The following is a 21,227-nucleotide window of genomic DNA, read 5'->3' as shown; positions in this document are numbered from 1 at the left end:
TTACACGAGGATGAAAGTATTCTGTACTTGCATAACGCCAGCGCCAATAACGGGCGATGGATCATGCTTGCCGCCAAAGCCATAAGGCAACAAGCAGATTCATTTTGCGGTTCTAAAAAATATTTTGCGATGGCTGTAACCGGATTTGAAAACTCAGCGAACTACCTTTCGGATCTGAAGCACAGCGCACTCCTGCACTGATGCGACGACCCACCCTCATGATCCCGGAGAATAACCATGAACAATCTGAAGCTTGCTGCCATAGCCGTTGCCTTTTCCTCCTTTGCTGCCGGCGCCATTGCCGCCGAGACCCCAGCCGCCGCCGGCGCCATGGAAAAATGCTACGGCGTCGCCATGGCCGGTCAAAACGATTGCAAGGCCGGTGCAGGTACCACCTGCGCAGGCACCGCCAAAATGGATTACCAGCCGAACGCCTGGAAAAACGTTCCAGTCGGTACTTGCACCACCATCAAGACGCCAAAAGGCACCGGCAGCCTCACACCTATGTAACGTCAACACCACGGGGCACACACTAATCATGAACAAACCATTCCAGATCGGGGCCGGACTCGGCCTCAAACCGAACCATTATCAGGAGGCCCACGACTGCACGGTCGAAGGGCTCTGGTTCGAAGTTCATCCGGAAAACTACATGGTTGGTGGTGGCCCCCGCTTGGCGTGGCTGGAGGCCATTGGCGACCGGCACCCGTTGTCGTTGCACGGGGTGTCACTTTCGCTGGCGGCTGATTGCCCGCCGGACCCGGAGCACTTGAAACGCCTGAAACAGCTCGCTGATCGCGTTCAACCGGCACTGATTTCCGAGCACCTGGCATGGTCAGCCTGGCGCGACCAATACCACCCCGACCTGTTGCCTTTTCCCCGAACAAATGAAGCGTTACAGCGTATAGCAAGCAATATCCAGCGCACACAAGACGCCCTCGGACGTCGCATTGCCATCGAAAACCCGACCCATTATTTGCACCTGGACGGGCATGACTACAGCGAACTGGAATTTCTCACCGAATTGAGCACGGTGACTGGCTGCGGCTTGTTGCTGGACGTCAACAACGTGCACATCAGTGCGCACAACCTGGGTTTTAACGCCGCCGATTATCTGGATGCCTTTGCGGCCGACGCCATCATGGAGATTCATCTGGCGGGGTTCACCAAGGATCCGGGTGAATCCTCGTTACTGATCGACAGCCATGATGCCCCTGTCGCCGAAGATGTCTGGTCACTGTACCAGCGGCTGATCGAGCGGATCGGCCAGCGTCCGACACTGATCGAACGCGACGACCATATCCCCGCTTTCGACGTTTTACTGGCCGAGCGCAACCGAGCGCAGACGTTATTGAACCTTGGGCAAAATCAGCGAATGAAGGTGGCGATATGAAGCCCTCTCTCGCAAGCTTTCAGGATGCCTTCGTCGATGCGTTATACGGCACTGAATCATCCACGATGGATTCGCTGACCCAACAACCAGGCTTTGCGGTCTATCGCAATACCGTACTCAAAGGCACGACGGATGCGTTGCTAGCCAACTTCCCTACCGTAGAGCGCCTCGTGGGCACTGACTGGCTTAAAAGCGCCGCCGCCATACATGCCCGGCTTTCACCGCCAACAGATGCACGTTTACTGAATTACGGAGCGGGCTTCCCCGACTTTCTCGACAAATTCGAGCACGCGCAAGACATGCCGTATCTGGGCGACGTCGCCCGTCTGGACCTGCTCTGGACACAGGTTCATTGCACCGCTGATGAGCCTGGTCTTGGGCTGAACGACTTGGCGCAGATTCCCGCTACGGAATTGGGCAACTTGCGGCTTAAACCACGGGACACCGCCCGTTGGGTCTGGTTGCCGGATTGTCCCGCCTACACGATCTGGTGCGTCAATCGTGAACAACGGGAAATGCCTGAAAAACTCGAATGGCAAGGTGAAGGTGCACTACTGACACGCAAGTCCGGCCGCGTGCATTGGCAGGCTGCCAGTGCCGCAGACTGCGCCTTTCTCGACGCCTGCGCGGCGCACCTGCCCCTCGATGTCGCTGCTGACTGGGCCATTGGTGTCGAGCCCGACCTGAACCTGGAAAACCTCATTATTCGCCTGGTGAGTGCTGACGCGTTTGTAACGGCGGAACTCCCGACAACCAATTGCTGAAGCCATCAACGGAGCACAGCATGGATACCATCCACACCCGCCCACCTGTCGACGACAATTCCCTGCGTGGCCTTTGGAACCGCGTTACAACCCGATTGGGCGATCTGATCAGCGATTCGTTTCTGGTGTTGGTGGCGCGCATCGCCATCGCCGCCATTTTTTTCATGTCAGGGCGCACCAAAGTCAGCGACATTCTGACGATTACACCGAGTACCTACGAACTGTTCCGAACGGAATACGCCTTGCCCCTGATCTTTCCAGAACTGGCGGCACACCTTGCGACTTACAGCGAGCACCTATTTCCACTGCTCCTGGTGCTCGGCCTGTTCACCCGTTTATCCGCCTTGGCATTGCTGTGCATGACCTTTGTCATCCAGGTTTTCGTTTACCCCGATGCTTGGCCGACTCATCTTTCCTGGGCTGGCTTGCTGTTGCTCATCGTCGCGCGCGGTGCAGGAACACTTTCGCTGGATCGCAGACTGGGCATCCGGTGAACGATTCACATATGGAGAAACTCTTGGGGCAACGCCAAGTCGTTTTGGCTGTGCCGCAATATAGTGCGCTAAAAACCCTGATCGAGGACACGCAAATGGTTGCGGTCATTCCTGATTACGTAGCTAAGACTATGATTCGCTAAGGTTACCTGCGGATGGATGCCCTTCCGTTGAGCATCCTTGCGCTCGACCTATCGATGTCATGGAGTGCGACTTCAGATACGGATCCTAGTGAACGCTGGTTACGTTCCCGTATCAGTAGTCATCTTTGTGAAAAAGGTGCAGCCATCGGGCACCTTGTTTCAGCCAAGGAAGCAGCATAATATTTTGCTCATCAATTGAATAGTAAACCCCCTCACTATTGCACTAAGTGAAAGATGAAACTGCTGGCATGCCATCCAGCTGTATGTTATCTAGCACGAAGCTTAACTTACGTTAGACCTATCTTACATAACCAAACCAGCATTAGTTCTTTCGGTTCTTTGACTGCTCTAAACCGCCACCCTAACATCATTACTAAAAACCTACTTGTACATTGAGTGCAAGCAATGGAGCATTAATTGAAGGTTTATCAGTTCCAGAAGTCGCTTTTCACACCAGCTGATTTATTTAGTCTAAACATGTTCGATAGATGCCCCAATCGTTCCTAACCTAACTAAGCTTCTAGCGAACCATAAATTTTATCCCCGATGTACCTCAATGTGGAGTAGTCATCATGGCTGAATCTGAGACCCGCCCCCCCTACCACCGTTTGACCGTGAGTCTGCGACACTCAAAGTTCGTCTGGCTGAAGATGGATGGAACAGTCGAGATGCGGAAAAAGTCGCATTGGCCTACACCCCCGACACCAGATGGCGCAATCGCGTCGATTTTGCAGTCAACCGGGCTGAGGCTCAAGCGCTCCTTACGCGAAAATGGAATAAGGAGTTGGAGTATCGACTTATCAAGGAGTTATGGGCGTTCACCGAAAACCGTATTGCTGTGCGATACGCCTATGAGTGGCGCGACGATTCCGGGAATTGGTATCGCTCATACGGAAATGAAAACTGGGAGTTCGCAGAGAACGGTTTGATGGCGCACCGTTTTGCGTGCATCAACGACATGCCCATCAAAGAGTCAGAACGAAAGTTTCATTGGCCTCTGGGCCGTCGCCCGGATGACCATCCAAGCCTTTCCGACCTGGGTCTTTGAGGAGGGCGGAGTACCTGCGCTAACTGACGAAGACGCATAGAAAAGCAGCGCTAGACGGCGAGTTGATTAGCACGCTAACCAGATCTGCATGGCTAATACTGTCATGCTAATCAATCGGAGGTAGCATGAGACAATTTTATGCAGTCACTCTCTCAATTGGAATTTCCCTGTTCCCACTCTCTCACGCAAGCGCTGACGAAGTCCTCTCGCAAGCTGAGGACACTACGGCAGGGGCAGCATTTGGTGCAGGCACTGGCGTTCTAATTGGCGGAGCCGCTGGCGGCCCTTTAGGCGCATTAATCGGAGCTGCACTAGGGATTTTCGGTGGCCGGGAAGTGCAAAAGGCTACAGGTCTAGAGGAGCGAGCCTACGCTGTCCGAAGCAATACCGGTGAAGAACGAGTGGTGCGCTCGCCGCGCAAAGAGTTTGCCATCGGTCAACAGGTCGAAGTTAGAGGAAACCGACTGCACGCCCCCTCCCCCCAATAGATGCAGTTGTTGCCACTGAGCCCGCCATCCGCGGGCTCTTTTCTCTTGCTATCCCTGAACGCTAAATTGATAAAACACCCCCTTATTTCCATATTTGCTCAAGCGCATGAGCCAGCGGACTAGGCATTTCGCGCATGAAATCGAAGAAAGGTCGAACAACAACTGTTTGATGACTATTTGTTAGGGGTTGTTCAGCCCAAATCACGCCGTATCGAGAGAGGATTCGAATCATCTCGCTACGTTGATAGGTGCCTCGCTCGACCAACGCGGCAATTTCTCGGAAAGCTCCTTCAACTGCGCCAGGCCAGAGCACTGCACCAACGATACTCGGGGTTGATCCGGCTTGATGGATGCGGTGCGCAATTCCCGGTTCAAGTTGTATGGCATCGCCCTCGTGCAGCAATGCAATTCTATGTCGACCAATACGAATATCCAGCTCCCCCCTTAGCGCCACTACGAGCTTTGTTTCGTGGCTATGCATCAACGGCAGGTTGTGAGCATGCAAGGGCAACTCGAAGCGCATAGCAGTACCTGTTCCTCCGATGCTGGCCTCATCCACATCAATCCAAACCCAGTAGCCGCCAGGAATCAGCAGGATTGCTTCCGAGTTTTCAACGTTCATGAGCACTCCAATGCCTGTGCGGTACAAGCCCGCTTAAAAAAACCGCTGCCTAAAAGTAATCGAAAACGAGGAGTACTCTTCATGCGTAAAGTCACGATGTATACAACCAGTACCTGCCCGTACTGCAATGGTGCGAAGCAGCTGCTGGACTCCAAAGGGATCCCGTACACAGAAACCAATGTGGGAACTCAAAACATCAAGCAGGAAATGGTGAAACGCAGTAGTCGGCGTACGGTCCCCGAGATTTTCATAGGGACCGCCATGTCGGAGGTTACAACGATTTGGCCCAACTCCAGCGCGAAGGCGGATTGGCCGAAGCTCTCCAGCCGCATCCAGCAGGATGAACAGACCGTCGTTATTTCGTTTACAAGTCCAGCACCAGGGGGGCATCGCCCTCCTTGCTCTGCGCAGGGACTGCGCAACAAATCAACACCTCTCCCTGCTCCGGCATCTCGGCGGGCAAGTTCAGATAGTGCACCTGCCCGCTGATCAACTTCGTACGACAGGTTCCACACGAGCCGCCGCGGCAACTGAAGTCCGGGTTCAAACCCCTACTCTCAGCCAGTTCCAGCAAGCTGCCGTTTCCCGGCTCCCAACGCGCCTCCTTCGCAGACGTCGAGAACAGCACTTTGACCGGGCTACTGGCCGCCGGGACTTGCTCGACTGCCGGTGTCAACTGGTCGCGCAACCGCACCAGCGTCGAAGGGCCGAAAGTCTCAGCGTGAATGCGATCGTCGCCAATGCGTAATTCACGCAGCCCATCGTATAAAGCCTGGGTGAACGCGCCCGGACCACACAAGTAAAAATCATAATCGTCCAGTGGCAACAGTGCCTTGAGCAGCGCGACATCCACACGACCGGCCAACTCGAAGTCTTCGCCCTCGCGGGCGTGCTGCTCGGGCTGACTCAAAAGTCGCAGGGCGCGAATCTTGTCTTTCGCACGGGTCGCCAGTTCAAACAGTTCGTCCCGAAATGCCAGCTCCGCCAGGCTGCGCGCGCTCTGGATAAACCAGGTCGGCCGGGTGCGCCGAATTCGCTCTCCTTCATAAATGACTTCGCGCAGCATCGATAGCAGGGGCGTGACCCCCACGCCGGCCGCCAATAGAACCAATGGCCGATGTTCATCGGCCTGCACTGTGAATCGTCCCTGAGGGGCGCGGGCTTCGATGATATCCCCGACCCGAATCTGGTCGTGCAAGTGCGACGAAATTAACCCATCGCGCTTGACGCTGATCCGGAAGAAGTTGTCAGAAGGTGCGCTCGACAAACTGTAAGTTCTGACAAGGGGAGGCTGCCCTTCAACCAGGCTAAACCGTACCGGTAAATGCTGCCCCGCCTCGAAACGCGGCAACCCCGCGCCATCGTCAGGTTCCAGATAAAAAGAGCTGATGGTGCTGCTCTCTTCAACGATACGGGTCACGCGCAGATGCCGCCATTGATCGCGCAGGGTATCAGCCTGTAAACGACCCTCTGCTTTCTCCCAACTGCCGGTCATCAAACTGTTAGGCGAGAAACCTTCGAATGCCCAGCGCAGGGCCAGCACTGCGCGCCTTCTGACGACCTGCTCCACCGTTAAGGTCCAGAGTCTTTCGGCACCTTGGAATGCTGCGATTTCCGGCCCCTCAAGAATAAGCTCCGTGCGTCCGGCCACCTGAAGCACATCACCTGACGAGAAATCGACAAAAACCAGACCGGCCTTGGGATTGAGCAACAAGTTGCCCAACGTATTGAAATGCAGATTGCCGGCAAAATCGGGAATCGTCAGCACATTGCCTTCGACCCTGACAAAACCTGGGTTACCACCGCGGTGCGAAACGTCCACCGAGCGCCTGGATGAGTCGCCGTCCAGGTCGACGTAGCTGGTGAGAAAGAATGTATCGGCTTTTCGAATCATCTCTTTTGCAGCCTCGTCCAATTCGCTCAGGCATTCCGCTGCAACATCGGATGAGGAACGACCAACGCTAACCGGCTCAACACTTCGCAACTGGATGTATTGCGGACAGTTGCCGAAAGCGTGCACGACAGAAACGGCAACACCGCCAGATGAGACGGTGCTGATATTGCCGTTCATTCGATTGCGCCTTCTGGTCTTTAGATCGATGCCGAGCAGCCCGACTGCGGCACCGGTATCTAATGCTCCTTTGACTGGATCACCATCCGCGGGAACCCGGTCGATTTGCAAAATGCGTGAATCGGGAGAGTTAACGAACCCTGGAGGGCCCTCTATTAACGTCGCCCAAGGAATGCCTTTTTCATCGACAGCACCTAGGACTAGATACGGGAGCTGGCTGTAAAATGAACGATGCTGATCCGGCATGTAGTCACGTACAACCTTTCGCCCAAATTGCTCCATCTGCTGCGCCACGCCGACGCTTTCCTGCAAGTGCCGCTCACCGGCATGCCAAGGTGATCCCCCCGGCTCGTCAGTTTTATTCATGATCACCTCTACGTATTCGTAAACAGGTGCAGTTCACTCGCTGCCCAACGTGTATTGATTGATGCCCCGTGATGTGTCTAACCACACATCCACTAGATACCATCAACCCAGCGTCTTGCAGGTCGGAGCACTGCACGGTTTTGCGAGACACAACGGCGTCCCGCGCGCCTTTACATCATTTACATCAGTCGCCCGCGACCGTGCCTATGACAGCTTTAGAACTTTTTCCTATCTTCACCGATGTGACCTGATGGGCGAACTTCCTCTCCTTTAGCGTAGGCCCGGATCACCGCCAGACGCTCAGTGATTTTCGCTAGCCAAGTGGAAATGTGCGGGTAGGCGTCCAATGCATTCCTTGTTTCTCGTGTTGAAGCAACCATGGCTAGATCGCCATGTCAGCGATCGAATACTCGCCTGCAATGAACGGGTGATGGCTCAACTGCTGCTCCATTACCTTCTACAGTCGCTCGGTCTCTTTTGATTACTGAATAAGGGCCTCGGGAACTTGTGGCGTCTCAAACCAGTTACGATCAGGAGTGGCAAAGCGCATTTTCTGACGGATAAACGTCGCGTTCTCAGAACTTGTGAGTTTTTCCAGCAGCAAAAAAGCGACTTCAGTGGCCGTGCCTGGTCCGCTCGAAGTAATGATGTTGTCGTCAACCACGACAGGTCGATCGACGAACAGAGCACCTGTTTCCACTAACTGATTCTTGCGCTTTCCACCTTCCTGGTGATAGGTCGTCGCATTTCTGCCACGCAACACGCCCGCTACACCCAGACATACCGACGACACACAAACGCTGGCAACGGGTTTGCCGGCTTCGACAAAATAGCGAATGGTCTCCAGAAAGGGCTCACTTAAAGCTTCTTCATAAAATCCCGACGGTTCAAAACCACCCGGCAATGCCAAAGCGTCAAAGCTACTCATATCCAAATCGCGCAACAGAAAACGTGGATTAATCGTAAGACCAAACGTGGTTACGATCTTTCTACGAAGGCCTGCATTCACTAACTCAAGAGGAAAATCACCGAGCAAATCGGCCCAGCCGAGCACGTCGGTAAACGCAGCCATTTCCATCGGCTCGACGCCATTGGCTAGCAGCATGAGTACTCGTTTCATCGGGTAGTAATCTCCGCGGTGAGGCTTTAAATAAACTGCTTGAAACGCATGCTCCGCTTTAATCGCTTCGATGAGAACGAACACAAAACACAATCCAATGTTTCGCTCACTGAAATGCTGGAGTGCGTTTGTCGGTTTGTAGCAAAGGTGGTATCAGACACGTTTCCACGCGTAACACTGTAAACCTGGACACATACGGGACACAGCTAGCCAAAGTGGGTCGCTGATCGTTCAAAGAGCATCCGGTAGCATTGCCGGATGTTCGCGCAGCCCCTCGACAATGTAGTCGACAAAACTGCGCACTCTCATCGAGGCCCTACGCCTTTCTCGGTAAACGACATGTACTGGAAGCGCTGGCAGCTCGAAAGGTTGCAGTACCCGGCGCAATCGACCGCAATTCAAATAATCGTAGGCTGGATAACTCAAGCAGCGCGTAAGCCCCGCACCATGAGCAGCCGCATCCATGGCAGCTTGAACAGTGGTGCAACTGACCCGTGATCGGGCCTTAATGGTGTTCTGAATGCCTTGTTTGGAAAACTCCCAGTGGATCTTCTCCCGATAAGCTTGTATGCCAATCAACCGATGACTTTTGAGGTCCTCCGGCTCGGCGGGCACACCATGGGCTTCGAGGTATGCAGGACTGCCACAAACGATCGAACGAACATGGCCAACAGGCCTAGCGATCAACGATGAACTGGGCAAATGTCCCACCAGCACTGCCACGTCAAGACCTTCCTCGTTCATGTTCGGAAAACGATCATGGTAATGAGCGAATACTTTTACTTCGGGATAAACCTCCATGTAATTCGCGAGTAAAGGCGTCATCACATAGCGGCTGAAAAGAAGTGGAAGCAACACGGTCAGATTTCCCTGGGCCTGAACATGAAGGCCTTTCGCAGATGCTTCTGCGTCTTCGATTTCCTTGAGGATGCGGGAGCAATCGGCCATGAATGCCGCACCCGACTCAGTCAACGACACTCCACGAGTGCTTCGCTGCAATAACGGCACTCCGAGACGCGTCTCCAACCGGGCAATCGCGCGAACTACCGTCGGGCCAGAGACATTAAGACGGCGCGCTGCCGCTGCTAGGCTTGGGCGCTCTGAGAGCGCTTCAAACATGAGCATTTCATGATAGCGGTCCATCAAAGCGTACTTTTAACAGTGGGTCTAAGCGCTGTATCACATCCCAGACGTTCCGTGAGGAAATCCACAAAGGTACGTACCTTCGCTGGTACGCGAGTGCTCTTAAGATAAACAACCTGGATGGGCAAAGCGGGTGGTTCAAAATCCTGGAGCACTACCTCCAATTCACCGGCCGCTACCTGACTAGCCACCTGGTAGGACAACACACGTGTCACGCCCCAGCCCAAGCAGGCAATATTGATAGCAGCTTGATTGGCGGTCACGACCAACCGCGGATCGAAGCGAAAGCTCAATGCATTCCCGTCATTCTCAAATTGCCAATCGCTTAACAAATGGCTCGCGGACGACATAACGATTTTGGCGGAGCTTAATTCGCCAGGGTGGCGGGGCCTGCCGAATCGCTCAAAATAGTCGGGGGTGCCACAAATCACTTGGCGCACCTCGCCAACCTTGATGCCGTGCTGATTATTCTCGTGCAGATGGCCGATACGGATCGCCACATCGATACCTTCATCAACCATGCTCGTCACGCGGTCAACCAGTAACGCGTTGAGATGTACAGAAGGAAATTGATCCAAATACTCAGCTAGCAAAGGCGCAATGTACAACTCACCAAAAAGCACGGGAGCTGTCACAGTCAGATGCCCACATGGAATTGAGTAGCTGCCAGCAGCAGCCTCCTCCGCTTCATCGACCTCACCGAGTATTCGCCGGCAATCATCCAAGTATCGTTGCCCGGCCTCTGTCAAGTGCAGGCTACGTGTGGTCCGTGAGAGCAGCTGAGTGCCGATGCGTTCCTCCATGGCAGCAATGGCACGAGTAACGCTGGGGGGTGAAATATCTAGACGACGTGCGGCGGCGGCAAAGCCTTCTTCTTCAGCCACCGTCATGAATATCTGCATTTCTTGAAAGCGATCCATAGGCGACTCTGCCGTGGCGTAGGGACAGCAAGATCTGAACGCGAGAGCGAGCAGACATAAATGCCAAGAGTGTCGCCAATGGCGACCCGCGCAAACCCTGTCCAGATGACTAGCGCGACAGGCAAAAAATTCGAAGACAAATCGCAGACGATCAGCAGAGCTTACCCGGAATGTTTCCCGGGTAGCTCCGTCATTTCGATCAAGCTTGCTGCAAGCCCGTAGCAGTACGTTGCATACCAACGAAATTTGGCAATGCCTCTATACTGCTCAACCAAGCACGGACGTTAGGATAGTCAGTCAGTGCAACATTACCTTCCGGGGCGTGGGACACGTAGGTATAAGCTGCTACATCAGCGACGGTCGGTTTATCGCCAGCCAGGAATTTACTTTTACCCAACTCTTGCTCCATGACCGTGAGCAAGCTGTGGGACTTGCTGATCGCATCTTCCGCATTGTAACCGGCACCGAACACGGTAATCAGTCGAGCCGTAGCCGGGCCTGAGTTGATCTGTCCGGCCGCGACTGACAACCAGCGTTGTACTTTTGCTTGCGCTAAGGGATCACTGGGCAGCCACTCACCGTTGCCGTATTTAGCAGCGAGATAGACCAGAATCGCGTTCGAGTCAGCTAGAACGGTGCCGTTATCATCGATCACCGGTACTTGGCCGAAGCTGTTGAGCGCTAAGAATTCGGGCATCTTGTGCGCGCCCTTCATCAGATCCACAAATATCAACTCTGTTGGCTGGCCGAGCAGTGAGAGCATCAATTCGACACGATGCGCGTGGCCAGACAATGGGTGACGATAAAGCTTGATTGGTTGTTGGGACATGACGTACTCCGGTTGTTTTTGGATTCGACCCGGTGATCGTGTCGATGGCGTCATCTTGCTCTTCCCTACCAAACAGCGGAATTACCATTATTTACAATCCAGCATTTCACTGGGAGTAATGGTCAGCACTCTATTCTCAGTCCACTGCCGGGGATCCAAGCATCAAATTCATGAACGCGACCGCCGCTGTACTGTGGTAGTTATTTTTCCGCCTGAGAATCGACACGCCACGTTGAGGCGCCTTATCGAGCAAGGCCAGTTTTTGAAGAGCGCGATCCTGCATGGCGATGGGTTTCGGAAGGATGGTAGCGACCGCGGTGTTTCGGATGACTTCAAGCAACGTGTTTACGGAGTTGACCTGAATCGTCACCTTTGGCGTGATTTTCGCGTTGGTGAAGTACTCATCGATACAAATGCGCGTAGCGAAGTCAGAGGTCAGCAAAGCAAAATCCAGTTGAGCTAACTGAGCCGTCGTGAGTGCAGGGGGATCAGCAATAGCTCGCCACTGACTTGCTCTACCAGCAAATGGTCCCCCGGCTGGAAACGCGCTGCCAGTTCTGGGCTGACGACAGTCACACGACTACCAGCGAAAGGGATCTGTGTACCAGCGACTAGTTGTTCGAGCGCGAGAGACATGGAGCAGGTTTACCATCAAGAGGTGGCCGCAAAATGTATAGGAATCGCCATCCTCCGTCACCTGCTACTAACCGCCTCACGGAGGGTAACGAACTCTTCTGCGGAGGTCGGATGAACGCCAATAGTGTCATCAAAAAGTCGTTTGGTGGCACCCGCCTTAAGAGCAATCGCTAAGCCTTGAATGATATCCCCCGCGTCCGGACCGACCATGTGGCATCCCAACACTCGATCAGATTCTGCGTCCACTACCAGCTTCATCAGCGTCTGTTCAGGCGACTGGGTGAGAGTCAATTTCATGGGTCGGAACCGGTTCTCGAACACCACCACTTTGTGGCCTTGCTCAATCGCTTGCTGTTCGGTGAGTCCTACCGTACCAATATTTGGCTGGCTGAACACAGCAGTTGGAATATGGCGATAGTCGACCGGTCGATACTGCTCAGGCTTGAACAACCGACGGGCAACTGCCATGCCCTCTGCTGTCGCAACGGGTGTCAACTGGACACCGCCAATGACATCACCCAGAGCCAAAATGGAAGGCTCGCGAGTTTCAAAGTGCTCATTCACGTCAATGTAGCCAGCCTCGTTGAACTCTACGCGCGTATTTTCCAACCCCAGGTTATCGAGCATTGGCCTACGACCAGTGGCATAGAAGATGCTGTCAGTTTCCAATTGCGTCCCATCCTTAAGCGTCGCGAGCAAGCTTCCATCGGCCTGCTTCTCAATTTGGACAATGTCAGTATTGAAATCTAATCGCAGACCGCGCTTAGTCAGCTCCTCTGCCAAATGAATACGCACTGATTGATCGAATCCTCGCAAAAACAGATCGCCTCGATACAGCAGCCGAGTATCGGCTCCTAGCCCGTTGAAAATGCCAGCGAATTCCACAGCAATATAACCACCTCCGACCACCAAGATTCGCTTGGGCAGCTCTTCCAGGAAGAACGCTTCATTTGAAGTGATCGCATATTCATGTCCCGGAATTTTCGGAATCTGCGGCCACCCGCCAGTCGCAATCAAAATCCGCTCAGCGCTGAAACGCTGGCCGTTTACATCGACATGGTTCGCATCTGCTAATCGTGCATGGCCTTCGAGCAACGTGACGCCGCTGTTAATCAAAAGCTTACGGTAGATGCCATTGAGACGGTCGATCTCACGGTTCTTGTTCGCAATAAGCGATGGCCAGTCGAAATTCGCCTTGCCAGCTGTCCAGCCGAAGCTTTCAGCCTGTTGGAAGTCGTCAGCAAAATGGGCACCGTAAACCAACAACTTTTTTGGAACGCAGCCGACATTTACACATGTGCCGCCTAAGTATCGACTTTCGGCAACCGCTACTTTTGCACCAAAACCTGCTGCAAACCGTGCAGCCCGTACTCCACCCGAGCCGGCACCAATGACAAATAGATCGAAGTCGTGGCTCATTTCAGTTCTCTGTAAGAATGCACAGCACCCGGCTGTCCAATATCATTTATGAATAACAACCGGAGCTTCAGCGACTTCATCAGTGAGGCACAAAGCCTTGAAAAAAAACCTTCGTCTGAACGTGGTTGGCACATATCAGTCATGCCTAATCCGCTAGCCTCGCTTGCCAAAGCTCCCATGAATTGGGGAAGCAAAAAGCCCGCTTCGTGCTCACGATGAAGAACGATCGAAGTATCCGGATAGGAGCCGCCAGGGCAGGATTGAGTAGTGCCGAACATTGGAATCTCCCAGTTATGGAGAACGCTGCGACAACTCCAGTGGTTGATCGCTTCTAGGATCAGTTTCACCAACAAAGGCGCTTTAGAGAATGGGCAGATATGTCATGGCTTAATTGTGCAGGGTGAAACAATGTTAATAGAGCTTTGCGAACACGCATCCAACCTACCCGTCCAAAAGACCCAGAGCGATACGTAGCATGAGATCGCTTACGCATGACTGTCGACGTGGGTACGGTGGGGTCAACTGGCGGGGTTGGTCGCAATTCAACCGATAGCCCTAGACCGTGTCAGTGGGGCCAATGATTAGCGAGTGAGATGTACACCAACCTTCTGTCGATGGTGCCTTGAAAGCAGGTTACGCCTCCACAGCTTTCCAGCGACGTGTAGTGAAGGGTCAATCAGCGGCATTGTGCGTCAGTCCCTCGGAGCTGAAAGGGAGTTCGAAAGTTTTTTCATCGACGACGAAAGCTTCATTTCGTTTTCTGTACGGTGCAGATCATTCGTTGTAGTGGTGAGCTGGCTAGTGAGAATACCTAACTCCGCCAAAATGCCCTGAACCTTTCCTTCACGATCTTTTTCGCTCAGAGAGTGATCGTTCTTAATGGCATCCAACTCCTCCATTTTCTTTTGAATTTTTTCTTGGATGTCTCTGATCACTTTGAGAATTTTTTTCACACCATCCGGCAGATTGCTAGCATCGATGTCCGCATTTTTTTCACTCTCACTTGACGCTTTCGCTGCCCCTTCAGCGGACAAGGTCACTTTTACACCTTCGGTAACTGCCGATAGGTCGGAGTTACCTGGAGCCTCGCTCGGCACAGCCTTGGGAGTATTTGCGGGTTCTGTGATTCTAGTCGAAGCGCGTGTAGTGGCATTGATTTCCATGAGAGTCTCCTTTTTTGTCCCTACTTTATCGACATGGGCTAAAAGTACTTTAAGGTCAAATTCCTCCGCGCGCACATCGCGAGCCATGGCCAACACACATGCACCTTGGCGTTGCTGTCTGATAAGCGGCTAGGTCGCGATTGGCAGTCCATGCTGGCGGATCCTGCGCATGAGTGGACCGTTGACGGTCTCGCTGAAACCGCAAGCATGTCTCGCGCAACGTTTATGCTAGCCTTCGTACGGGTGGCTGGAGTTTCACCTTGGGTATTATTGACTCAGGTCCGAATGGAGTTGGCGGTTGAACGAGCCCCATGAAAGACAGGACACCGTTTCCCCCTTACGATAAGGGATAGGCAAACGGTTATGTTTATGACTAATAGCAACGACAAGAGTGGGGAGCTTTTGGGCCAGGAGCGGCGGCGCCGCTGGAGTCCAGAGCAAAAGCTGGCCATGGTTCGCGAGAGCCTTGAGCCAGGACAAAGTGTGTCGGTCGTCGCTCGGCGCAACGGCATCAATGCCAATCAGTTGTTCTTGTGGCGCAAGCTGTATCAGGACGGCAGCCTGTCGGCGGTCAGTGCTGGCGAAGCCGTGGTGCCTGCCTCCGAGCTGAGCGATGCGCTCAAGCAGATCCGTGAACTGCAACGGATGCTGGGCAAGAAAACGATGGAAGCCGAAATCCTCAAAGAGGCCGTGGAGATCGCCCGGTCGCGAAAATGGATTGCGCACTCACCCTTGTTGCCGGGGGACGACCAGTGAAGCTGGTCAGCGAATGTCTCGGTGTGGCGCGCTCGCAATTAACGGTTCGAATCAAGCAATCGGTATCGCCCAAAGTGCGGCGAAGCAGGCCTGTGAACGATGCTGAGCTGGTCGCTGAAATCCAGCAAGAGGTCAGCGAACTGCCCAGCTATGGATACCGTCGCGTCTGGGGACTGCTGCGTCGTGCACGTGAAAAGCGGTCGCTGCCGGCGGTCAACGTGAAACGGGTTTACCGGGTGATGCGTGACCACAACCTTTTGCTTGAACGCCGGATCAAACAGCCCGGCGTGCCGCGTCGGCACGAAGGCCGTATTGCGGTGGAAACCAGTGATACGCGTTGGTGCTCGGACGGCTTTGAGTTCCGTTGTGAGGACGGCGCCAAACTGAGCGTGACCTTCGCCCTCGATTGCTGTGATCGCGAAGCCATCGGCTGGGTCGCGAGCCCGACCGGGTACAGCGGCGATGATATCCGCGACTTGATGCTGGAAAGCGTGGAGAAGCGCTTTGGTGATCAACTGCCCGCTACGCCGGTGCAATGGCTAAGCGACAACGGCTCGGCGTACACCGCCGAACAGACACGCCTGTTTGCTCGACAGATCGGTTTGCAGCCGGTGACCACCCCAGTTCGCAGCCCGCAGAGCAACGGCATGGCCGAGAGCTTCGTGAAGACGCTCAAACGTGATTATGTGGCGCACATGCCCAAGCCGGATCGAGAAACGGCGCTGCGCAACCTGGCAATTGCCTTCGAGCATTACAACGAGCAGCATCCGCACAGCGCCTTGAAATATCGTTCACCGAGGGAGTTCAGGCGCTTAGCGGGAACATCAATTTAACGGGGAGTTGGTGTCCGGTTTGGTAGGGGCAAGTCCAGCGGTCAACCTGCTAAACCATTCACATTTGGGTTTGAGCGACATTACTTCCTAAGTCGGGTATCAATCCCAAGCGGCTTTCAGCAAAGAACTCAAGGAAATATACGGTGAAGCACCTGGGAGAGTGAGACGGGGGATGTAACATCTCCGACATTTCCATATGCCGGACGATGAGGAAGATTTATTAGCCTCGTGCGGCTTGGGATACGGTAAAGCTATCCTCCAACATTCGAAAGCTCGTAATCAATCCGTCATCTACCTCTAGCACCAGTACAAATGACGTTTCAATACGTTTACCCGTGGCTTTTACGACTGACGCAAGGTCACCAAGTATCAATGCGCGATGCTCATTCGCAAGGATATCGTGGACGTTGAGACTCTCGCTTGTTATCAACGCCGCAGTATCTCTTACGAAGTCAACAATAGCCTCTCGGCCTGTTTTTTTACCAAGCCATGGCAGTGCCCCCTCATCACCCGCAATTTCCCAACGCGCGTCCTCAGCAAATAGATGCGCCAGTGCTTGAGAGTCTCCAGCACCCAGTTTTTGTAAGAAGTTCTGCGCAAATTCTAGATTGTTTTGCCCATTCATGATCATTAAGTCTCTGGTCGTTTTGAGAAGTCATTGTCGAATAATGGGTAGGCGCTTTTCTAGTACTTACCAGTTGGTAAGTGCCCTAGGAGTATCGAGGACGATAAACCGTCTTGATCTGCACCATAAACACCCTGCCGCATGCCTTGTGGGTCAATTTTCAATCAGCGCCAACAAGATAAGGTTATCTCCCCTCAATTAACCGGTCACGGATACCAGCAACCGCAGCCTGAATCTCCATGACATTTTCTGCTGTCATCCCTACTGCCGACTGAATGCAGCCTGGAACCTTGAGTGCATCCGACTTCAATGCTTTGCCCTTGTCTGTCAGTTTGACCCGCACCTGACGCTCATCTTTCGGATCCCGGCAGCGGCTTATAAGTCCCGCGCTTTCCATACGCTTAACTAATGGCGTCAGTGTGCTCGACTCCAGAAATAGCCTGCTACCCAGATCCTTGATGATCTGATCATCCTTTGCCCAAAGCGCCACCATCACCAAATACTGCGGATACGTCAGGCCTATTGCCTCCAATATCGGACGGTAGAACTGCGTAAGCGCATGTCCCGTTGAGTAGATCGTGAAGCATAAAAACTCATTCAGAGGCGCGAAATCGTCTTCCGGAATTTTGAACTTGGTCACCTGCTTCTCCCTTGCTACGCAGGAAAGCAAATTATTACGTGCGCTATTCAATCGCAAGCTGTTGACAAAAAATATTATCTGTCGCACGATTACTACCTGAGCGATTGATTAGCGCGCAAAATATTTAGCAGTCCCCCTCACTGGTAGACATCAATATGAAAAAGATCTTCTCGGGTTTGGCTCTCGCAACCGCCATCACTGCCGCAAGCCTTGCACACGCTGCTGACGTAAAGCCAACCGTGATCCTTGTGCACGGCGCTTTCGCTGATTCGTCGAGCTGGAATGGTGTTGTGAAAATTCTGGAAAAGGACGGCTACCCCGTCATCGCAGCGGCGAATCCACTGCGTGGTGTTACAAGTGACGCTCAGTCCGTTGCAAGCATCGTCAAAAGCATCAAGACGCCTGTTGTCTTGGTCGGTCACTCGTATGGTGGACCTGTGATTTCTGAAGCTGCTTATGGCAACTCAAACGTGAAGAGCTTGGTATTCGTCGCAGCGTTTGCACCAGAGGCTGGCGAAACGGCAGCGGAATTGTCTGGGCGGTTCCCAGGCGGAACGCTTGCATCTGCGCTAGCTGCACCAGTTGATCTTGCTGACGGTGGGAAAGATCTCTACATCCAGCAGGATAAATTCCATAAACAGTTTGCTGCCGATGTATCCGAAGCTGACGCTCGGCTGATGGCTGCTGGTCAGCGCCCTGTCACCGTCGCTGCTTTGAATGAAGCAGCCACCACACCGGCTTGGAAAACCGTTCCATCGTGGTTTGTTTACGGCGACAAAGACAAGAACATCCCACCTCAGGCCCTGGCGTTCATGGCTGAGCGTGCGCACTCCAAGCAAACTGTCGTGGTCAAGGGTGGCTCACACGTTGTTATGGTATCCAATCCAAAGGCCGTAGCTGACCTGATTGAGAAGGCGGCAAAATAAACTTGAAATAGCTGCCATGAGGTTTACCGATTGACAGCGGCCTGTTATTGGAAATGACAGATGCTCTTGATTCACAGTTTTTTCACACGCATCTGACTAGATTAATCCCAGCTCCTTCTAAACCCTTTAGCCCGCGCTCCCCACGCGGGCTTTTCTTTGCCTAAGTGCTTGAGCCTGTTATGTCGCGAGGTTAGCGACTGATGTGTCGAATACTTGGTCGAATAATCTTTGCAGTTGCTGTCCCAGGTCGACTCGATGGGCCAGAAGATCCACCGCCTCGAAACGGTCAATGAACAACTTGCCCATGAGATCGCGATCCTTAAACGCCACAAGTTTGCCAAGCGCAGTGAACAACTGAGCCCTGATCAAGGCAGCCTCCTAGACGACCTGTTCGACACCGACCTCGCGGCCATCGAAGCCGCGCTGAACGCGGTCAATCCGCCAGCCGTACCGGCCAAGCCACGTGAGAAGCCCTAGCGTGCGCCGCTGCTTGCGCAGCTCCCGCGCACCGTGATGCAGCACGAGCCAAATAAGACCCAGTGCGCTTGCGGCTGCCAGCTTCAGCCCATCGGCGAGGACCTCAACGAGAAGCTGAATTACACACCCGGCGTCTTGACCATCTAGCAGCATGCGTGCGGGAAATGGGCCTGCCGTCAGTGCGAACCCCTGATCCAGGCACCCGTTCCTGCGCAGGTCATCGACAAAAGCATCCCGACCACAGGCTTGCTCCCTCACGTGATGGTGGCGAAATTCGCCGACCACTTGCCGCTTTATCGGCAGGAGAAGACTTTCGGTCGCGCCGGCCTGCCGATTGCACGCTCAACGCTGGCCCGGTGTGTTGGACAAACAGGCCGGCAACTTCAGCCGCTCGTGGATGCATTGCGCGATACCGTGCTGGCCGAAGACGATGAGCACCTGAATGACGGCCATTGTCAGTCGGGATTTTTCGGCCTATGTTATACAAAACCTATACAAGGCTGCCTGACATGTACAATAAAAAGCAGTGGCCACTCACGCTTTACTTTGACGGCGAATGCCCGCTCTGCGCCCGGGAAATCAAATTTCTCAGCCAGCGCGCCTTAGACACCCGCCTACGATTTGTTGACATCAACGACGCTGATTTCGACTCAACGGCCTTAGGGTTCACGTTCGAGCAAATGCAGTCATCCCTGCATGCCCGATTCGCGGATGGTCGCTGGATGAAGGGCCTGGACGCCACGCTGTGGAGCTGGCGAGCAGCCGGTCTGGGCTTTTGGGCCACACCGCTGACCTGGCCTGCGATCCGGCCGCTACTTACCGTCGGATATCGCCTGTTCTGCCGCGTACGCCCGTATTTGGCATGCTTGCCTCATCCGGATGGCAGCCGCCGCTGTCGCGATTACCGCTGTGCGGTGAAGCCGCCAGCACCAGAGCCCGCGAACCGCCGGCTGTGAAAACAAAACTGAAGTGACCTGCACGCCCCTGCTGCCAGGGATTTCCCTTTCATGAAATGCAGCATCACTGAGAACATCAACGTGGACCCATCTCTATCCGAGCATTACCGTGAAATTCTCGTCGGCGTCGGCGAGAACCCTGAGCGAGAAGGACTGCTGGACACGCCAAAACGCGCAGCCAAAGCCATGCAGTACCTGTGCAATGGCTACACGATGAACCTGGAAGAGCTGATCAACGGCGCACTGTTCGAGTCACAAAACGATGAAATGGTCATCGTGCGCGACATAGAACTGTATTCATTGTGCGAGCACCACATGCTGCCCTTCATCGGCAAGGCGCATGTGGCGTACATCCCCACCGGACGTGTCCTGGGCCTGTCGAAGGTTGCGCGAGTGGTCGAAATGTTCGCCCGCCGCTTACAGATTCAGGAAAACCTGACAAAGCAGATTGCCGACGCCATCCAGCGCATCACCGATTCCGCCGGGGTGGCTGTGGTCATCGAAGCACAGCACATGTGCATGATGATGCGCGGCATAGAGAAGCAAAACTCGGTGATGACCTCCTCGGTGATGCTGGGCGCCTTTCGCGAGTCATCCACCACGCGTCAGGAATTTCTGCAATTGATCGGGCGCCGCTAGCAACGCAATCGCGCTTTTCTGTGGGAGAGGCTAATGAACAATTCTTTCACGATGAACTCGCTTGGCGATGGCTACCGAGCCTTGGTGATCGGCGCCAGCGGAGCACTCGGCTCGGCTTTTTGTGAATGGCTAAAGGCAGATCCAAGCTGTGCAGGCGTTCGTGAGCTGGGGCGCAAAAGTGTTCCTGGATTGGATCTAGAAGAGCCTGAAAGTATCGCCAGAGCTGCTATCGAATTAGCGCCCGAAGCACCCTATCAATTGATTGTGCACGCCGCTGGCCTGCTCCACCGCGACGAAATCAAGCCTGAAAAAAGTTATTGCGCGATTGAAGTGGATGCGTTTCAGGCTGTCTTCCAAGTCAACACATTCGGGCCTGCTCTTGTATTGCGCCACTTCCTTCCCTTGCTTGATACACAAGGCGCGATGGCGGTGCTCTCCGCCAAGGTCGGCAGCATTGGCGATAACCGGCTGGGTGGATGGTATGCCTATCGCGCCTCCAAGGCAGCGTTGAACATGCTGATTAAAACAGCGGCAATCGAACTTGCACGCACCCGCCCTCAGACCCGCTTGCTGAGCCTTCATCCTGGCACTGTTATTTCAAGTCTGTCACAGCCCTTTCGGGGCGCCTCTGCTGCCAGGCCTGCAAGCATTGCGGCCCGAGAATTGTTGTCACTGATTGACCGCTTGGCGCCAGCCGACAGCGGTCATTTCTTTGCTTACACCGGAGAACGCCTACCCTGGTAGGCAAGGAGTACA

21 protein-coding genes and 7 pseudogenes are annotated in these 21,227 nt (G+C 54.0%); 15 read left to right on the top strand and 13 right to left on the bottom strand.

Annotated features, from left to right (window positions below):
• The first annotated feature begins 63 nt into the window (after positions 1-63).
• From HP062_RS24480 to HP062_RS24455, 6 genes and pseudogenes are all read left to right on the top strand, one after another.
• Positions 64-201, top strand: coding sequence for a hypothetical protein (locus HP062_RS24480; RefSeq protein WP_172792167.1), 138 nt, complete (start codon positions 64-66; stop codon positions 199-201).
• A gap of 36 nt (positions 202-237) precedes the next feature.
• Positions 238-510: a DUF2282 domain-containing protein gene (locus tag HP062_RS24475; RefSeq protein ID WP_172792166.1), complete on the top strand. Its 273-nt coding sequence runs from the start codon at positions 238-240 to the stop codon at positions 508-510.
• Between the two features lie 28 nt (positions 511-538).
• Positions 539-1,393 (top strand): DUF692 domain-containing protein, encoded by an 855-nt coding sequence (locus HP062_RS24470; protein WP_172792165.1) that lies wholly within the window; start codon positions 539-541, stop codon positions 1,391-1,393.
• Positions 1,390-2,157 carry a DNA-binding domain-containing protein gene (locus HP062_RS24465; protein ID WP_172792164.1) on the top strand — a complete coding sequence of 256 codons (768 nt, stop codon included), beginning with the start codon at positions 1,390-1,392 and terminating at the stop codon, positions 2,155-2,157. Before HP062_RS24470 ends, HP062_RS24465 begins: the two co-directional genes overlap by 4 nt.
• Before the next feature lie 20 nt (positions 2,158-2,177).
• Positions 2,178-2,651: a DoxX family protein gene (locus tag HP062_RS24460; RefSeq protein WP_172792609.1), complete on the top strand. Its 474-nt coding sequence runs from the start codon at positions 2,178-2,180 to the stop codon at positions 2,649-2,651.
• Positions 2,652-3,386: 735 nt separating this feature from the next.
• A pseudogene (locus tag HP062_RS24455) lies at positions 3,387-3,842 on the top strand (DUF1348 family protein); the annotation flags it as partial.
• A gap of 570 nt (positions 3,843-4,412) precedes the next feature.
• Here the strand turns inward: HP062_RS24455 and HP062_RS24450 are convergent.
• Positions 4,413-4,952, bottom strand: a complete 540-nt coding sequence (locus tag HP062_RS24450; RefSeq protein WP_109629145.1) for a cupin domain-containing protein — start codon at positions 4,950-4,952, stop codon at positions 4,413-4,415.
• A gap of 81 nt (positions 4,953-5,033) precedes the next feature.
• On the opposite strand from HP062_RS24450, the pseudogene grxC reads away from it, so the two are divergent.
• Positions 5,034-5,296 (top strand): annotated as a pseudogene (gene grxC / locus HP062_RS24445) (glutaredoxin 3).
• Between the two features lie 20 nt (positions 5,297-5,316).
• Here the strand turns inward: grxC and HP062_RS24440 are convergent.
• The 10 genes and pseudogenes from HP062_RS24440 to HP062_RS24395 all read right to left on the bottom strand — a co-directional run bounded on the left by HP062_RS24440 (position 5,317) and on the right by HP062_RS24395 (position 14,619).
• Positions 5,317-7,389, bottom strand: a complete 2,073-nt coding sequence (locus HP062_RS24440; protein WP_172792163.1) for a pyridoxamine 5'-phosphate oxidase family protein — start codon at positions 7,387-7,389, stop codon at positions 5,317-5,319.
• 481 nt (positions 7,390-7,870) lie between these two features.
• On the bottom strand, positions 7,871-8,593 hold the full coding sequence (locus HP062_RS24435; protein ID WP_256665951.1) for a DJ-1/PfpI family protein: 723 nt from the start codon (positions 8,591-8,593) through the stop codon (positions 7,871-7,873).
• 147 nt (positions 8,594-8,740) lie between these two features.
• On the bottom strand, positions 8,741-9,652 hold the full coding sequence (locus HP062_RS24430; protein ID WP_172792162.1) for a LysR family transcriptional regulator: 912 nt from the start codon (positions 9,650-9,652) through the stop codon (positions 8,741-8,743).
• Positions 9,652-10,572 (bottom strand): LysR family transcriptional regulator, encoded by a 921-nt coding sequence (locus HP062_RS24425; RefSeq protein WP_109629139.1) that lies wholly within the window; start codon positions 10,570-10,572, stop codon positions 9,652-9,654. Before HP062_RS24425 ends, HP062_RS24430 begins: the two co-directional genes overlap by 1 nt.
• A gap of 199 nt (positions 10,573-10,771) precedes the next feature.
• Positions 10,772-11,401, bottom strand: a complete 630-nt coding sequence (locus HP062_RS24420) for a glutathione S-transferase family protein (protein WP_172792161.1) — start codon at positions 11,399-11,401, stop codon at positions 10,772-10,774.
• A 136-nt stretch (positions 11,402-11,537) separates the two neighbouring features.
• Positions 11,538-11,864 (bottom strand): annotated as a pseudogene (locus HP062_RS24415) (LysR substrate-binding domain-containing protein); the annotation flags it as partial.
• A gap of 17 nt (positions 11,865-11,881) precedes the next feature.
• Positions 11,882-12,037: pseudogene (locus HP062_RS24410) on the bottom strand (glutamate-5-semialdehyde dehydrogenase); the annotation flags it as partial.
• Positions 12,038-12,094: 57 nt separating this feature from the next.
• Positions 12,095-13,456, bottom strand: a complete 1,362-nt coding sequence (gene gorA / locus HP062_RS24405) for a glutathione-disulfide reductase (protein WP_109629134.1) — start codon at positions 13,454-13,456, stop codon at positions 12,095-12,097.
• A complete protein-coding gene (locus HP062_RS24400) occupies positions 13,453-13,734 on the bottom strand; it encodes a hypothetical protein (protein WP_172792160.1) in 282 nt (93 codons plus the stop codon). The genes gorA and HP062_RS24400 overlap by 4 nt, the downstream gene beginning before the upstream one ends.
• A 414-nt stretch (positions 13,735-14,148) precedes the next feature.
• On the bottom strand, positions 14,149-14,619 hold the full coding sequence (locus HP062_RS24395) for a hypothetical protein (protein ID WP_162556193.1): 471 nt from the start codon (positions 14,617-14,619) through the stop codon (positions 14,149-14,151).
• A gap of 63 nt (positions 14,620-14,682) precedes the next feature.
• Here HP062_RS24395 and HP062_RS31215 point away from each other — a divergent pair.
• The 3 genes and pseudogenes from HP062_RS31215 to HP062_RS31210 all read left to right on the top strand — a co-directional run.
• Positions 14,683-14,916, top strand: a pseudogene (locus tag HP062_RS31215) (AraC family transcriptional regulator); the annotation flags it as partial.
• A gap of 72 nt (positions 14,917-14,988) precedes the next feature.
• Positions 14,989-16,208 (top strand): IS3 family transposase gene (locus HP062_RS24390; protein ID WP_372242693.1). Its coding sequence is split into 2 segments (ribosomal slippage): positions 14,989-15,334 and positions 15,334-16,208, totalling 1,221 coding nucleotides; the frame shifts between segments, so codons are not numbered across the junction.
• Between the two features lie 37 nt (positions 16,209-16,245).
• A pseudogene (locus tag HP062_RS31210) lies at positions 16,246-16,386 on the top strand (helix-turn-helix domain-containing protein); the annotation flags it as partial.
• 42 nt (positions 16,387-16,428) lie between these two features.
• Here HP062_RS31210 and HP062_RS24385 read toward each other — a convergent pair.
• Both HP062_RS24385 and HP062_RS24380 read right to left on the bottom strand, forming a co-directional pair.
• Positions 16,429-16,833, bottom strand: a complete 405-nt coding sequence (locus HP062_RS24385; RefSeq protein WP_109636002.1) for a nuclear transport factor 2 family protein — start codon at positions 16,831-16,833, stop codon at positions 16,429-16,431.
• 184 nt (positions 16,834-17,017) lie between these two features.
• Positions 17,018-17,473 (bottom strand): MarR family winged helix-turn-helix transcriptional regulator, encoded by a 456-nt coding sequence (locus HP062_RS24380; protein ID WP_172792159.1) that lies wholly within the window; start codon positions 17,471-17,473, stop codon positions 17,018-17,020.
• Between the two features lie 155 nt (positions 17,474-17,628).
• Between HP062_RS24380 and HP062_RS24375 the strand changes: the two genes are divergently transcribed.
• From HP062_RS24375 to HP062_RS24355, 5 genes and pseudogenes are all read left to right on the top strand, one after another.
• Positions 17,629-18,399: an alpha/beta fold hydrolase gene (locus HP062_RS24375; RefSeq protein WP_172792158.1), complete on the top strand. Its 771-nt coding sequence runs from the start codon at positions 17,629-17,631 to the stop codon at positions 18,397-18,399.
• Positions 18,400-18,627: 228 nt separating this feature from the next.
• Positions 18,628-19,323 (top strand): annotated as a pseudogene (locus HP062_RS24370) (transposase); the annotation flags it as partial.
• 62 nt (positions 19,324-19,385) lie between these two features.
• Positions 19,386-19,832 carry a thiol-disulfide oxidoreductase DCC family protein gene (locus HP062_RS24365; protein WP_172792157.1) on the top strand — a complete coding sequence of 149 codons (447 nt, stop codon included), beginning with the start codon at positions 19,386-19,388 and terminating at the stop codon, positions 19,830-19,832.
• A gap of 81 nt (positions 19,833-19,913) precedes the next feature.
• Positions 19,914-20,471, top strand: a complete 558-nt coding sequence (folE, locus tag HP062_RS24360) for a GTP cyclohydrolase I FolE (RefSeq protein WP_172792606.1) — start codon at positions 19,914-19,916, stop codon at positions 20,469-20,471.
• A gap of 33 nt (positions 20,472-20,504) precedes the next feature.
• Positions 20,505-21,215: an SDR family NAD(P)-dependent oxidoreductase gene (locus tag HP062_RS24355; RefSeq protein ID WP_172792156.1), complete on the top strand. Its 711-nt coding sequence runs from the start codon at positions 20,505-20,507 to the stop codon at positions 21,213-21,215.
• Positions 21,216-21,227: the final 12 nt, after the last annotated feature.

Source organism: Pseudomonas sp. B14-6 (assembly GCF_013260315.1).
In the GTDB taxonomy this organism is placed as follows: domain Bacteria; phylum Pseudomonadota; class Gammaproteobacteria; order Pseudomonadales; family Pseudomonadaceae; genus Aquipseudomonas; species Aquipseudomonas mandelii.
The sequence above is the reverse complement of the archived record's forward strand: the minus strand, read 5'-3'. Positions and strand labels throughout refer to the sequence as shown.